Annotated in this window: 15 protein-coding genes and 1 riboswitch; of the genes, 10 read left to right on the top strand and 5 right to left on the bottom strand. The window is 37.0% G+C overall.

Features of this window, described 5'->3' with window-relative positions; all coding sequences use genetic code 11:
• Positions 1 to 60: 60 nt before the first annotated feature.
• Positions 61 to 996 (top strand): nucleoid occlusion protein, encoded by a 936-nt coding sequence (noc, locus tag BMZ99_RS12380; protein ID WP_090937513.1) that lies wholly within the window; start codon positions 61 to 63, stop codon positions 994 to 996.
• A gap of 61 nt (positions 997 to 1,057) precedes the next feature.
• Here noc and BMZ99_RS12375 read toward each other — a convergent pair whose 3' ends face one another.
• The 4 genes from BMZ99_RS12375 to metF all read right to left on the bottom strand — a co-directional run bounded on the left by BMZ99_RS12375 (position 1,058) and on the right by metF (position 6,494).
• Positions 1,058 to 2,335, bottom strand: a complete 1,278-nt coding sequence (locus BMZ99_RS12375) for an ankyrin repeat domain-containing protein (protein ID WP_090937510.1) — start codon at positions 2,333 to 2,335, stop codon at positions 1,058 to 1,060.
• Between the two features lie 176 nt (positions 2,336 to 2,511).
• Positions 2,512 to 4,899: a homocysteine S-methyltransferase family protein gene (locus BMZ99_RS12370; RefSeq protein WP_090937507.1), complete on the bottom strand. Its 2,388-nt coding sequence runs from the start codon at positions 4,897 to 4,899 to the stop codon at positions 2,512 to 2,514.
• A 4-nt stretch (positions 4,900 to 4,903) separates the two neighbouring features.
• A complete protein-coding gene (locus BMZ99_RS12365) occupies positions 4,904 to 5,584 on the bottom strand; it encodes a methionine synthase (RefSeq protein ID WP_090937504.1) in 681 nt (226 codons plus the stop codon).
• Positions 5,585 to 5,627: 43 nt separating this feature from the next.
• The gene (metF, locus tag BMZ99_RS12360; protein ID WP_090937501.1) at positions 5,628 to 6,494 is read right to left on the bottom strand and encodes a methylenetetrahydrofolate reductase [NAD(P)H]; all 867 of its coding nucleotides are present in this window, start codon (positions 6,492 to 6,494) and stop codon (positions 5,628 to 5,630) included.
• 107 nt (positions 6,495 to 6,601) lie between these two features.
• Positions 6,602 to 6,705, bottom strand: a riboswitch (SAM riboswitch).
• 266 nt (positions 6,706 to 6,971) lie between these two features.
• Here metF and BMZ99_RS12355 point away from each other — a divergent pair.
• The 9 genes from BMZ99_RS12355 (at position 6,972) to BMZ99_RS12315 (ending at position 14,133) form a co-directional block, all read left to right on the top strand.
• Positions 6,972 to 7,742 carry a ParA family protein gene (locus tag BMZ99_RS12355; protein ID WP_090937499.1) on the top strand — a complete coding sequence of 257 codons (771 nt, stop codon included), beginning with the start codon at positions 6,972 to 6,974 and terminating at the stop codon, positions 7,740 to 7,742.
• Positions 7,732 to 8,643, top strand: coding sequence for a ParB/RepB/Spo0J family partition protein (locus tag BMZ99_RS12350; protein WP_090937496.1), 912 nt, complete (start codon positions 7,732 to 7,734; stop codon positions 8,641 to 8,643). The genes BMZ99_RS12355 and BMZ99_RS12350 overlap by 11 nt, the downstream gene beginning before the upstream one ends.
• A 112-nt stretch (positions 8,644 to 8,755) precedes the next feature.
• Positions 8,756 to 9,985: a [FeFe] hydrogenase H-cluster maturation GTPase HydF gene (gene hydF, locus BMZ99_RS12345; protein WP_090937493.1), complete on the top strand. Its 1,230-nt coding sequence runs from the start codon at positions 8,756 to 8,758 to the stop codon at positions 9,983 to 9,985.
• Between the two features lie 267 nt (positions 9,986 to 10,252).
• Positions 10,253 to 10,924, top strand: a complete 672-nt coding sequence (locus BMZ99_RS12340; protein ID WP_090937490.1) for a DUF554 domain-containing protein — start codon at positions 10,253 to 10,255, stop codon at positions 10,922 to 10,924.
• Positions 10,925 to 10,965: 41 nt separating this feature from the next.
• Positions 10,966 to 11,478, top strand: coding sequence for a DUF4446 family protein (locus BMZ99_RS12335; protein WP_090937487.1), 513 nt, complete (start codon positions 10,966 to 10,968; stop codon positions 11,476 to 11,478).
• A gap of 87 nt (positions 11,479 to 11,565) precedes the next feature.
• Positions 11,566 to 12,489, top strand: coding sequence for a M23 family metallopeptidase (locus BMZ99_RS12330; protein WP_090937484.1), 924 nt, complete (start codon positions 11,566 to 11,568; stop codon positions 12,487 to 12,489).
• A 55-nt stretch (positions 12,490 to 12,544) separates the two neighbouring features.
• Positions 12,545 to 12,943 (top strand): bactofilin family protein, encoded by a 399-nt coding sequence (locus BMZ99_RS12325; protein ID WP_090937479.1) that lies wholly within the window; start codon positions 12,545 to 12,547, stop codon positions 12,941 to 12,943.
• A 216-nt stretch (positions 12,944 to 13,159) separates the two neighbouring features.
• A complete protein-coding gene (locus BMZ99_RS12320; protein WP_090937476.1) occupies positions 13,160 to 13,807 on the top strand; it encodes an L-fuculose-phosphate aldolase in 648 nt (215 codons plus the stop codon).
• A gap of 95 nt (positions 13,808 to 13,902) precedes the next feature.
• Positions 13,903 to 14,133, top strand: coding sequence for a YkuS family protein (locus tag BMZ99_RS12315; protein ID WP_090937473.1), 231 nt, complete (start codon positions 13,903 to 13,905; stop codon positions 14,131 to 14,133).
• A gap of 132 nt (positions 14,134 to 14,265) precedes the next feature.
• On the opposite strand, the gene yyaC is transcribed toward BMZ99_RS12315, so the two are convergent.
• Positions 14,266 to 14,841: a spore protease YyaC gene (gene yyaC / locus BMZ99_RS12310; protein WP_090937470.1), complete on the bottom strand. Its 576-nt coding sequence runs from the start codon at positions 14,839 to 14,841 to the stop codon at positions 14,266 to 14,268.
• Between the last annotated feature and the right edge of the window lie 74 nt (positions 14,842 to 14,915).

The raw sequence follows: 14,915 nt of genomic DNA, 5'->3' as shown, positions 1-14,915 counted from the left end.
GTGTGGAAATGCCGAATATTACCTTATTGACAAGGCTATTATAGGTAAGGCGGTGTATAGATGAAAAATTTAGCCAGATTATTAGGCCTGACTTCAGAAAGTCCGGAAAATGCTAAAGAGGCTAAAGATCAAACCAATATTGCTAAGAATATAGATAATAAGCAGGATGATAGTAGCTTAAGTATTGTGGAAAGCGGGATGAGTGAAGGAAATATACAGTATGTACAAATTACAGAAATTGTTCCCAATCCATTTCAGCCAAGAAAAATATTTAGTGAAGAATCGTTACAGGAATTGGCATCATCCATTGAGGAATATGGCATTATACAACCCCTAATTGTACGTCTTATCCCTGATGGTTTTGAATTAGTAGCAGGAGAGCGTCGCCTACGTGCTTCAAAGTTAGTAGGTTTAAGTCAGGTTCCTGTAATTATAAAAGAGTTCACTGATAAAGAAATGGCTGAACTAGCTATGATTGAAAATTTACAGCGAGAAGATTTACATTTCTTAGAAGAGGCAGAGGGATTTCAGCAATTAATTACAAGTTTTGCTTTCACTCAAGAGGAACTTGCTAAACGTATGGGGAAGAATCAATCTACTATTGCTAATAAGTTGCGATTACTAAAACTGATACCTGAAGTTCGCGGGGTAATTGCAAAGGAGAAGCTAACAGAGCGACATGCCCGTTCTTTGCTAAAGTTAGAAGATTCTAGACTACAATTAGAAGTCTTGGAAATGATCAGTGAGAAGAAGTTAAATGTGCGTGAGACAGAAGAGCTTATTGAAGAATTTTTAGAAGATATCGCCAAGCAAGTAGAGGCTAAAAATACTCCTAAACGCAATGTTGTAAAAGTGATTCGCGATGTGCGAATATTTATTAATACCATTAATAATGTAGTGGGGGAAATGAAAAAAACAGGTCTTAAAATTAAAGTAAAACAAGAGCAAGATGAGGAATTTATTCATATTAATTTGCGTATTCCAAAGAAAAAATAAGGCAATATGATATATAGAGTTATAATGTATTAAAAAAGCTAACAATTTATTGTTAGCTTTTTTAATACATTATAACTCTTTTTATTTTTGTATCAGAAGGAATTGAATTTGGGCTGCCGTTCTCTGTCCAGTTAATTGGTATCATAGGATCGTTGATATCAAGTTCAAATAGCATTTTCGTACTTCTAACAAGAAGATACAAGGAATGGTCAATGACTTGGACCTCACTTATCGAGTATTGATTTCGTATATCGCCAACTGTTGAATCAAGTGTAATATTCCTATCCGTTTTGAATTTGGGATCATAGACGTTTATGATTGAAACTAATTGCGATTTTCCTTTTGAAAGTTCTAGTATTAAGGACGGAGCACTGTTATTTTCAAAATATATAGCTGCAATCGTTTTTTTATTGCCGTCAATATATTTTTCATTAAGAGTAAGAGTCGGATATATTTTCTTAATATCTTCCAAAGGCATGCCAATTGATATCAGTCCCACCTTGTGAGCAGTCATTCGGATTTCATTAGGAATAGAGGAAGAGGTTGGTGAAGATTTCTTTGTTGAAGAAGTTAAAGTATCTGAAGCAGCTTCTTTTTCTATGATAGTAGAAAAAGAAGGATCGGCACCAGAATTTTTGAGGATTTCGGCTATTGTTACTTCTTTCTTAGAGTAAGCTTCCATAAGAGCAGTTCGCCCATTTTTGTCTTGCATATTAGGGTTTGCTCCAGCCTCTAGCAACATGGTTGTAATTTCTTCTGTTCCCACTGCAGCAGCATACATTAAAGGAGTCCTGCCAGATCGGTCTTGTGTGTTAACAAGTGCCTGCTTTTCCAGTAGCAGCTTAACTATTTCGGGTTGTTTATAAAAAGAGGCTGCTGTCAAAGCTGTCCAGCCATCAGTGTTTCGTGTTGCATTAATGTCCATACCTGCATCGAGAAAAGCCACTACAATAGGTTTATTGCCACGCCCGGCATACGTAATGAGATTTTTCCCTTCAAAAGTAATTCCTTGCTGGATCATTTTATCAAGGGAAAGTGTATCCTCTACTGTTTGCTGCGCTGCTTGATAACCCCAAAATCCACCAGTCAAAATGCAGGTGCATAATAGCAGAAGAATAGTAATGAATCTTTTTTTTATTTGAGCATCTTGTAATAGCTGTGATAAAAAAGGTAACTTTTGTGTGGGCGGTATTTCTTTAACCAAATTATCTTCAATTGTTGATAACGGATCAATTTTTTCGTTGTTAGCAGAAGTTGATTCTGGAGCGAATAATTCTTTATTTGCAACAGCTAATAACTCATCAATCGCTGCCTCATTCATTACTCCCTCTTCATCCATTGCTTTTATCACCCATCTTTAATAATCTAAATAAAATTTGACATATTTATATAAAATTCCATATAATTTGTCATAAATCCTGCATTTTTGATAAAAAAAATAAGCTTGTATAAAATTAGCAACGAATTGCAGTTTCATGCAAGCCTATTTTTAAAAAAATGAATAGGCAATGGATATTAATGTACTTTATCAGCCATAAAGCCTTTGGCAATTGTTACTGCATCCACACCATTTGCAGCATAAGAATCGGCGTTTGCTTGATTTGCATATTCTTGGGTTAGGACAGCTCCGCCGACGATCGTTTGAGCAGAGCATCCTGCAGCTTTTAATGCTGCAATTGTTTGATCAATCTGTGGCATTGTTGTTGTCATAAGGGCACATAGACCCACAATATCAGCTTGATGTTCTATGGTTTTTTCCACAATTTTTTCAGGTGAAATATCTTTTCCTAAGTCAATTACCGTAAAGCCGTTATTTTCTAGTAATGCAGCTACGATATTTTTCCCCAAATCGTGAATATCACCTTTGACAGTTGCTAAGATAACAGTACCCAAGCTGGTTGTTGTATGAGCTGGCAATTCTTTTTTTATAGTAAGGAAAGCTGCGCGCATGCTTTCAGCAGCCAATAATACTTGAGGGAGAAAACATTGACCACTTCCAAACGCGATACCGACTTTATTCATAGCTGTTGTCAATGCTTGTTCACTAATCTCAATAGAGCTATGTCCTTCTTTTAATGCCTGTTCAACTAGAGGAACAACAGCTTCTTTTTCTCCAGAGACAATGGCAAGATGGATTTCTTCGATAATGTTTTTAGGCGTAAGAGGGGCAGCTCTTTCTTCGGACTGATTAGTAGGGGCATAATTCACACTGTAGGATCTGCCGCTGGGGTCGTGACCCAAAAGTAATGCAGAAGCTGCTAAAGTCTGTTGCATTAGAGGATCATATGGATTTAAAATAGGTGCATCAAGTCCTGCGTTTAATGCCATTGCACAAAAGGTTGCATTGATGAGATCTCTTCTAGGCAGTCCAAATGAAATATTGCTAAGACCCATTGTAGTTGGGTAACCAAGGTGCTGACGATACAGCTTCAATGTCGCAAGCGCTTCGAGGCCTGCACTAGCATCTGCTGCTGCTGTTAGTATTAGGGCATCTAGTACAAAGTCTCCGGGTTTAAGACCAATATCAAATGCTCTATGAATAATACTTTGTGTTACAAGTAAACGGTCTTGAGCCGTTTTAGGCACTCCAGTTGGACTAATAGGTAAACAAAGAATTGCAGCGCCATATTTTTTCGCCAAAGGTAAAAAAGAATCTAATCTTTCTGATTCTGCACTTACTGAGTTAATCAGTGCCCTGCCAGGATACGCCTTCAATCCTGCTTCTAATGCATTTACATCTGTTGTATCAATTACTAGAGGAGTATCTACCAGCATCGATAATTCTTGAATTACATATTGCATGGCTTTGGCCTGATCAATTCCTGGGACACCCATATTTACATCTAAAAGTTGTGCTCCTGCACGAACTTGTGATAGGGCTTCTTTTTTTACGGAAATAAACTGTCCAGAGGCAATATCAGCTGCTAACTGTTTACGGCCTGTAGGATTGATCCGTTCGCCAATAATGACAGTGGGATGATCAGCGCCAAGGTAAATGGTTTTGCTGCGGCTAGTTAAGGCGGTAGACTTTTTGGCTAATTGAACAGCAGGTAAAGCGGAGATATTGAGATTCTTTACTGCTTGGTAGATCGATTTAATATGCTTAGGAGTAGTACCACAGCAGCCACCAATATAACGAGCACCTGCAGTAACTAATTTTTTAGCCCAAAGTCCCATTTCTTCTGGCTGCATAGGAAAAACAGTTTGTTTATTAATTAGGCTAGGCATTCCTGCGTTGGCTTGAACACTGATTGGACAATTTGTAGTTTGTGCTATTTTTTCTACAATTGGCAGTAATTGTGCAGGGCCTAAGGAACAATTCACACCAATGATATCAGCACCCATTGCTTCTAAAATGATCGTTGCTGTAACTGGATCAGTACCAGTTACAGTTCTTTCATCTGCACCAAATGACATTTGGCAAATAACAGGTTTTTTAGAAGCAGCTTTTGCGGCAAGCAAAGCAGCACGCATTTCTTGAATATCAATAATTGTTTCAATTAAAATCATATCTACGCCAGCTTGATCTAAGGCAGAAATTTGCTCAAAGAAAACGTCGTAAGCGTCATCAAAAGATAAATCTCCTAAAGGAACTATTAACTTACCAGTAGGGCCTACAGAACCTGCTATTTTTGTATTAGGACCGCAAGCAGCCCGGGCAGCCTGAACAGCAGCAGTATTAAGCAGAGCGACTTTTTTTTCTAAGCCATAATGAGTTAATTTTATTCGATTTGCTCCAAAGGTATTTGTTTCAATAATGTCGGATCCGCTATCGATATAACTTTTATGTATAGCCGTAATCACAGCTGGCTGTTCTTGATTCCATAATTCAGGACAATAGCCTGGTGGTAATCCTGCATTTTGTAACATCGTTCCCATAGCACCGTCAAAAATATAAATCATAATTTCAATCCTTTCTAGATAAACAATTTATTTGCTGACATTGTTCACATTTAGACCTTTCAACCGCTTCTTTATCGGGGAGGCTTGATACCGTTGGTGTTAATCCAATTACGGCTGTAATTGATTTACGGGGGAGAAGCATACATGTTGAAGTGGCTGTTATGTTAATTTCATGGCCATGTGCTAAAGCTAAGATTTGCGGTTGAACTCTAATATCCCATTGTCCATAGCCAGGGCTGAAACGGAATAGGGTGGTATAACCTTGTTTATTTGCCTCCTGCTTAATAAGCTCACATGCTTGATCGGCAGCCAGCTCTACGGCCGTTGTGCCTGCTGCATCTAATAGCAAGCCTAAGGTATATTCATCTTTAATGAAATACTCACTTACGAGTTCTTCTAAATTATCTCCTATGGTAACTGCAATGACGGCAACTTTTAATGAGTTGGCGAGGTGTTTACTAATTACCGTCGGAGGAAGTGATAAAGGATCGGGGCTTAAAATAGTAGAAGTACTTGCATCATAGTCATAGATCTGCCAGCTTGCTTTTGGTTGGGATATGATCTGTGCTTCTGTACAAGCTTGATCAAGCAAGCGCTGGGGAAATTCAGTACATTTCGTAAGGCCTGAATAACGTTTTAATTCGCTCATATCTAGCCTTTGGATTGTTGGATTGTAAATTGGCACAGTATCCCTCCTTTAATTTCTCGAGAAATTTAATGTATAAGCTTTAACGTAAATTTGTTTGTTGAATAATGGTTTTGGATTGTTCTAGTTTGTTCATTGTATATAGATGTATACCATCTACCTGATTTGCTACCAAATCTGTAATTTGGCTGCAAGCATATTCAATCCCTGCTTTTTCAAAATCTAAAGGGGAATGTTCATATTTTTCAATGATATTTTGTAGGGGTTTAGGGATCGTAGCACCACATAATCCTTTTATTCTGCCAACCTGCTTGGTATTTAGCAATGGCATAATACCAGCACTTACAGGAATTGTGATATTAACTTGTTTAATGCGGTCAAGAAAATCATATAGGATCGCATTATCAAAGAACATTTGCGTAATTAGAAAATCTGTGCCGCTATTTACTTTCTCTTTTAAGTGAAAAAGATCTGTATTCAAATCAGGGCACTCTGGATGTCCTTCTGGATAAGCGGCAGCAGCAATACAAAAATCATGATTGGATTTAATATGGGCTATTAAATCTTTTGCATATTGATAGGTATTTTCTGTTCCTTTATTATTGTTTTTATTTATAGGATAATCGCCACGCATGGCTAATATATTTTCTATATTATGAGCTTGCAGCTGATTTAGCATTAGATCAATATCATCTTTGTGAGAGTTGATACACGTTAAATGAGCTAAGGCCTCGACACCGTACGTATTTTTAATTTTATCTGCCGTTTCAATAGTACGGTCTGAGGCACTCCCTCCAGCGCCATAGGTAATACTAGTAAAATCAGGATTCAGGGTTTGTAAGCCTTCTGTTGTTTTAAAAATAGATTCTAAGGTGACAGATTGTTTTGGAGGAAAAATCTCAAAAGAGACAAGGGTTTTTCCTTTAATAAATAGATCAGAAAGTTTCATGATAACCTCACATTATTATAATTTATTCGTTCATTCGGCACTAAAAATTAATGAATAAAACAGCCTCTTTCCTTGAGGAAAGAGGCTGTTTTATCATCCGTTCTTTCCTCTTATCTTTCAGAACCTGAATTCTGCTGGATTTAGCACCATTTGCATTGCTGCCGGTTGCTGGGTGTCATAGGGCCAGTCCCTCGACCACTCTAGATAAGAGTATTTATTAAATTGGAATTTATGATAATATAAAACCACCTGATTGTCAATATGTTTTATATTAATATATAATTGGTTAAATAATGGTATATTTACGAAGGCTGGCTGGATTTCTGGCAGGAGATAGTCTCTACAGTGTGGAATGAATTAGCTTATAGAAATTAGAATCGAGAGGAAAGTTCGTAAGTAGAAGGCTAAGGCTTGCCCTGGATTCTAAAGACCTGGCATCTGCCTTAGTCTTTCTTAAAATATGAATGAGGATATGGGGTGAACTACTTGGTGAAGGTAATTGCAATTGCCAACCAAAAAGGAGGCGTTGGAAAGACAACAACTTCTGTTAATTTAAGTGCTTGTCTGGCTGATTTAGGGAAGAAGGTATTATTAGTCGATCTTGACCCACAAGGGAATTCTACTAGTGGTTTTGGCTTCGACAAAACGAAGATAAAGCAGTCGGTTTATGATGTATTAGTTAACGATGTACCCGTTGAAGGTGTTATTTTACATACTAAAGTTGAAAATCTGATGTTATTGCCAGCAACAATTCAGCTGGCAGGAGCGGAAATTGAATTGGTATCTATCATGTCGAGGGAGACTAAACTGAAACGAGTTTTGGATAAAGTGAAGTATAGTTATGATTATGTAATTATTGATTGCCCCCCTTCATTAGGATTATTGACGATTAACTCATTAACCGCAGCTAATTCAGTATTAGTACCTATTCAATGCGAATTTTATGCATTGGAAGGGTTATCACAGCTCATGAATACAATTACTCTTGTTCAAAAGAATTTGAATCCGGCGTTGTCATTGGAAGGCGTAGTTTTGACCATGTTTGATGCTCGAACCAACTTATCGATTCAAGTGGTAGATGAGGTGAAGAATCATTTTCGCCATAAGGTGTACCAGACCATTATTCCCCGGAATGTTCGTCTTAGTGAAGCACCTAGTCATGGACAGCCTATTACACGCTATGATCCTAAATCTAAAGGGGCAGAAGTTTATCTTGATTTAGCTAAAGAGGTGATAGATGATGAATAGTAATTCTCAGAGAGGGCTAGGAAGAGGATTGGATGCATTGTTTTCTAGTACAAAAGGGGGAGATGAAGAACCTCTTATAAGGAGTGTTTTGATCTCCAAAATTATTCCTAATAAATTTCAGCCTCGTCGCATCTTTGATGAAGAGGTTTTACAGGAATTAGTATCTTCCATTAGTCAATATGGCGTATTGCAACCCCTCGTCGTGCGCAAAAATAATGATATTTATGAATTGGTAGCAGGCGAGCGCCGATTGCGTGCTTCTCAGCAAGCAGGTTTAAAAGAGATTCCTGTTATTATCAAAGAGTATACAGATAGAGAAATGATGGAAATCTCCTTAATTGAAAATATACAAAGAGAAGATTTAAACGCAATTGAGGAAGCTCTTGCATATCGTCGTTTAATGGATGAATTTAGATTAACACAAGAAGAAGTTGCAAAAAGAATTGGTCGTAGTCGCTCAGTAATCGCAAATATGGTACGTTTACTGAATTTACATCCAAAGGTTCAAGAGTATGTTTCACGTGGAACATTATCTATGGGGCAATCTAGACCTCTATTAGCTTTAGAAGCTCCTGAAAGTCAAGTAGAAGCAGCCGAGATAATTATTGATAATGATTTGTCTGCTAGAGATGCGGAAGAATTAGTCAAACGATTATCCGATAAAGGAGGACCTGGTAAACAACAGCCGAGGACTATTGAAGAAAAAAATTTTTTTGTAACAGAAGCTGAGGATCGTCTCAAAATGATATTAGGTACACAAGTCAAAATTAAAGAAGGAAAATTCAAGAGTAAAATAGAAATTGAATTTTCTTCTTCTGAAGATCTAGAACGTATTCTTGAAGTTTTAAGTGGAGATGAAACACCGGTTTCCAATAAGTCTCGAGGCACCTTTGCAGTGTAAGAATAAAAAGTGTCAAATTATGTTTCACGTGAAACATAATTTGACACTTTTTGTAGAACATAAATATGAGCAATATAGATTAGTCACATATTGTGAATAAAGGAGAATTAACATGCAGGAAACACCAAAGGCATCGCGTCTGCATATTGCAATATTAGGACGACGTAATGCAGGAAAATCTAGTTTAATTAATGCACTGACCAACCAAAAAGTCGCTTTAGTCTCAGATGTTCCAGGGACAACGACGGATCCTGTATATAAGGCAATGGAGATTTTACCAATTGGTCCAGTTATGATTATTGATACTGCTGGTATCGATGATAGCGGTTGCTTAGGCACATTACGTGTAGAACGCACCATGAGCGTATTAAATAAGGCGGATTTAGTCATAATTGTATTGGAAGCTGAAAGCGGTATAACCCAGTATGAAAAGGCTTTAATAGAAGGTATTAAGGTAAAGAAAATACCTATTGTTGGAGTCATAAACAAAACTGATAAAATTATGGTAGATTCAGAATTAGTACTAAAGTGGAGTAAGGAATTTAATATTCCCTTGCTGCCAACCAGTGTAAAGAACGGTCAGGGAATCGAAGAACTTAAGCAATTAATAATTACCTATGCTCCGTCAGAATGGCAGGGACCACCAGTAATTGGAGATCTTATTAAAGCAAAAGATACAATTATCTTAGTGACTCCTATCGATTCCGCAGCACCGAAAGGACGGCTCATTTTACCGCAAGTTCAAACTATCCGTGATATTCTTGATCATGATGGTGTTGCAATTGTAGTTAAAGAAACAGAACTAAAGCAAGCAATTGAAAATTTACGTCAACTTCCTCGCCTAATCGTTACAGATTCACAGGCTTTTGAAAGAGTTTCGAACGAAACACCACAGGGAGTTATGTTAACATCTTTTTCTATACTATTTGCAAGACATAAAGGTGATTTAGAAACGTTAGTATCGGGTGTGAAAAGCATCGAAAAGTTAAAACCAGGAGATAAAGTGTTGATTGCGGAAGCGTGTACCCATCATCAGCAGGCTGATGATATTGGAACCGTTAAAATTCCTCGTTGGCTGCAGAAAAAAGTGGGTGGAGAATTGGAATTTGAGTGGTCAACAGGTAGTCATTTTCCGGAAGATCTAAGTAGATATGACTTGATTGTACATTGTGGCGCTTGCATGCTTAACCGTAAGGAAATGCTTCATCGCCTTTCAGAAGTTTCAAACAAAGAAGTTCCTGTAGTCAATTATGGAATTTTAATTGCTTATATAACTGGAATTTTAGAACAAGCTTTAGAGCCATTTCCTCAAATACAAAGAATTTTGAATGAATTAAGTTAAATAATATGTTAAAATATGAATTGCATTTTGTATTAAAGTAATAGCAAATAATAATAAAATGGCGCAAAGGGAACGCTTAAGGATTATTACCTTGCGTATCTTTTGCGTCCTTCGCTCTTTTTTTACAGATTGGAACGTGTATGGTACAGGAATGATTAAACACAAAAGTTAGAAAAATATAGAAATTGCTTTTAAAAGACATGTCGTGCTTTTTAATTCTTGGTGAATAATTAACAGTAAAGATACTGGAAGGGAGGGAAAAGGAAAATGAAGGGAACCTTAGTGAATGCCGCAGCTGTACTTGGTGGGGCAATTATTGGTTTAGCGTTAAAGCAAAAACTCTCTCAGCGCTTTCAACATACATTAATGCAGGGGCTAGGCTTAGCTGTAGGCTTAATTGGTTTACAAATGGCTTTAAAAACGCAAAATTTACTTGTTGTTATATTGAGTATAGTGATTGGAGGATTACTTGGTGAGTTTTTAAACATTGATAAATGGTTGTCTAAGTTTGGTGAATGGTTGACATTAAAAGCAGGGACAAAACATGGCAGTGTTGGAGAAGGTTTTATTACAGGGAGTCTGGTTTTTTGTGTGGGAGCAATGGCAATTGTTGGATCAATACAAGAAGGGCTAACGGGAGATGCTAGTACTTTATATGCAAAGTCCATGTTAGATGCTGTTTCTTCGGCTGTATTCGCATCAGGACTAGGAGTAGGTGTAGCATTATCCAGCATTTCTATTTTACTGTACCAAGGATCAATTACTTTATTAGCAAGTAGCCTTAGTGGTATGATAGCTGATACGATGATTGTTGAAATGTCAGCAGTGGGTGGTTTACTTATCATGGGCATTAGTTTACTAATGTTAGAAATAAAGGTGATAAAAGTAGCTAATTTATTGCCTGCAATTCCGGTTGCTGCAATTCTTGCATTTTTATGACCAGTATAAAAAATTAAGTGTAAGTTGAAAGGTATGATGAAATGGATTATGCAACGCAAATATCAAATATGGTAATGAATAATTTACAGTATGTGTTACTAGGTATGACCGCAATGATTTTATTAGCGCTAGTTGTTTTTATAAGTATTAATATAAGACTTGGTAAAATGAATAAAAAATATCGTAAGATGATGCAGGGCGTGGATGGAGAAAATTTAGAAAAGCTGCTAATTTCACATATTGAAGAAGTCAAGCAAGTTGTAGGGAAAGTGGATATTCTTTCTGAAGACTGCAAGCGATTAGAAAGAATCGCAAAGGATTGTGTACAAAAGGTCGCCCTTGTTCGATTTAATGCATTTGAAGATGTAGGCAGCGACCTGAGTTTTGCTATTGCACTTTTAGATTCATATAACAATGGTATTGTAATTTCCAGCATTTATGGGCGTAATGAATTTCGTACATATTCCAAACCAATTGTTTCAGGCGTTTCTTCCTATTTACTTACTGAAGAAGAAAAACAAGCTTTAGCTCAAGCTATCAAAATTAAAAATTAAAAATAGGCAGGACTTCTTAGATTAAAGGCGAATATAAAATATGTTTAAAATATATAGTAATATTTTCCAGAAAAGGAGCCAAGATTTTTGATTAAAAAAGAACGTAAGCCAGATAGAAGAGAGTATACTTTAATGATTGTACCTCATCAGGGACAAGCAGTACGTAGGATCAGGATACCTATTGTAGCAATAAAATATGCTGTTTCTTTTTTAAGTTTGCTTATTGTTTTTGCGATAGGAAGTTTTATCAATTATCGTTATACAATTCATACAGCTAATGTGGAGAAAGCGGAGCTAGAGACGTTACGTCAAGATAATGGATTACAAAGTAAGGAAATTGAAGAGCTGGCCAAGACTACTGCCAGTTTAAAATCAGATATGGAAAGACTAAATTCTTTGGATGCTGAAATAAGGCGGATTGTTAACAATGAAGATACAGCAGCTACATCCCGTGCCGGTTTGGTGCGTCCTTCAGCCACTTATACTGGACAAGGAGGACCAATACAGCCTGATATTGATACCATAAAGAGTACTGTGAATGATTTGCAGGCAGCTATTTCCGTTAGAGAGCAAAGCTTAACTGAATTAAAGCAGGCTTTGCTGGACAAGCAGTCCAGAATAGCGATTACTCCCTCTATTTGGCCTACAGGTGGCGAAGTTACATCTCGTTTTGGCTGGCGTAATTCTCCGTTTGGAGGAGGGAGCGATTTTCATCCTGGAATTGATATTGCGAATAGTGTAGGAACACCCATTGTTGCAACTGCTGACGGTGAAGTTGTGCAGAGTGAATGGTATGGTGGATATGGTAATATGGTGCAGATTAGCCATGGAAATGGAATTTCAACTGTGTATGGGCATAACTCCAGATTATTAGTACGTGTTGGACAAACGGTAAAGAAAGGCGAAGTCATCGCTTATCTAGGTAATACAGGAGCAAGTACAGGGCCTCATTGCCATTATGAAGTCAGGGTCAATGGTACTGCTGTTAATCCTACTACTTTCTTAAATTAAATTTAATAATGGTATTTAAAAATGAAGTAGATACTATTTTACAGGAGCGTGCAATATGTTTGGCAGTAATAAAAAAGTAGCTAGCTTTGCAGGTGAGATTGAAACCATTATTGGTAAGGACACGATGATGAAGGGAACGATCACCGGTAAAGGGGCATTGCGTATTGATGGACAATTTGAAGGCGATATTAATACCACAGGCAGCATCGTTATAGGAGAAAATGCAAAGGTAACAGCTCAATGCAAAGGTATGAATGCTACTATTGCTGGTGTTGTATATGGTAATATTGATATTAGCGAAAAGTTAGAGCTACTACCGACTTCGCAAATTTATGGAGATATTAAAGCAGGAATATTAAGTGTTGGCGAAGGGGCAATTTTTAAAGGAGCATGTGAAATGCATGCTGGAGCGGAAGATCCTGCCAATAAGAAGAATATAGTGAAAAAACAGTAGAAAATGGAGTGCCATACAAAATCATTGTGGCGCTCCATTTTTATAAGAACTTCATTAATAGATTGACATGCGGTCTCAAGCAAGTCTCATTTAAGACGGCAAGGAGCGGTATACAGCTTTTTACTTAACATGCGCATACAATTGATCCTTTGCCTGAGTATACTATAGAGGTGTTTTTTTGAAAGTCATAAAATTATTATTATGGGAGGAAAAATTATGATTTTAGAAAAAGAAAGAGAGCTTATTGTGGAATATGGACAAAGGCTTATTACTCATGGCTTAACAAAAGGAACAGGAGGCAATATTAGTCTTTTTAATAAAGCAGAAGGGCTTATGGCGATCAGCCCTAGTGGGTTGGATTATTTTAAAACGACACCGAAAGATATTGTGGTTTTAGATCTCCATGGGAACAAGATAGATGGAGATCGCAATCCTTCTAGTGAATATTCTATGCATCGTATTTTTTATCAGAAAAGGGAGGAAGTTGGTGCAGTTTTGCATGCTCATTCAATTTACTGTAGTATTTTAGCAGCTCTTCATTGGAAGATTGAGCCAGTACATTATTTAATTGGATATGCTGGAAAAGATGTACGATGTGCACCTTATAAATTATTTGGCAGCGAGGAATTGTCCCAGGTAGCTTTTGAATACATACGGGATCGATATGCAGTATTACTTGCAAATCATGGATTATTGACCATTGGCGAAACCATTGAGTATGCATTTGACACAGCAGAAGAAATTGAATTTGTTGCGCAAATTTATTATAAAGCAAGGTGCGTAGGAGATCCTATTTTATTATCCTCTGATGAAATGGATGAATTTTTAAGAAAATTTAAGCCTTATGGTAAAAAAAATGTATAAACAGAACATATAATGATGATAAAAAATAGAATAAATTTAAAAAAGTGGAATAATCTCCGGATCTTTTGCTAACCCTATAGCCGGAGGTGGATGCAATGCAAGGCATTATTGCAGTAGAGAAATCGTTGACTATTTTAGCGGATATGTTAGAAACAAAAGGATATGAGATCGTAGATTTAAGTGAAAGCAATCTTAGCGGAGTCGATGCTATTATCGTAGGTGGAACAGACGTAAATGCAATGTCAGACTCACTTGCAGATGTTCCTGTTATTAATGCTGCTGATAAAACATTTAATGAAATTATTGAAGAATTAGGACGTGTGTAATCCTAAGGAGTGGATTCAAGTGGCAGTTGATTCCCTCTTGTTAGGATCATTTTAATTGAAAATTGTTTACGCCAAAAAGAAAGCTAGAGATTATGCCTCTAGCTTTCTTGCTGTTTTAATTCCAACTTTTGTTTATTTTGCATAGGTTCGCAAACCGTAAGAGATGGCATGAGCTATGGTATCAGACATTTTCATAACTAAGTTTAATCTTGTGCTTTGTAATACAAGATGCTCCATAAAACCACTTACATTTACAATGCCAGTAATATAGGCATCACCTACGGAAGGGAGATCTTTATGTACTGCAGCACCTGGTTTTAGAGATCCTTTACCAAGAGACACACAACCTACGTTTTCTAAACGTCCAAGGCAAGCATCTACAGCTATAATAAAAGGATTAGAGATGTTTGACTGGATGGAGCAGATACTATCTTTTAAGTTTGAGGCATGAATTGGTTCGTCAAGGGTGCCATAAATATGTGGATACGGATTAAATGAGCGCAGCTTAGTACCTGTAAGAGGACCAAGAGAATCACCTGTGGAGCGATCTGTCCCAATACACAAGATAACAAGAGAAACATTTGTTGCAGTTGCTTCTTGCATAATCGTGCGTAAATGGCTGGCAATGTCATACATTGCAGTCGGTTGGTTAATATTTAATTTTAGCTCAGAGTTTAGTTTGGGGAAACTAAAAAGGTTTTTTAACATTTGATAGCTCCTATCTAGCAAAATAGTTTATGGGCTTTGTTAAATTAATATAAGATAGAAGTAGTATATGTAAA

It is taken from the genome of Pelosinus propionicus DSM 13327, assembly GCF_900114615.1.
Taxonomy (GTDB): domain Bacteria; phylum Bacillota; class Negativicutes; order DSM-13327; family DSM-13327; genus Pelosinus; species Pelosinus propionicus.
The sequence above is the reverse complement of the archived record's forward strand: the minus strand, read 5'-3'. Positions and strand labels throughout refer to the sequence as shown.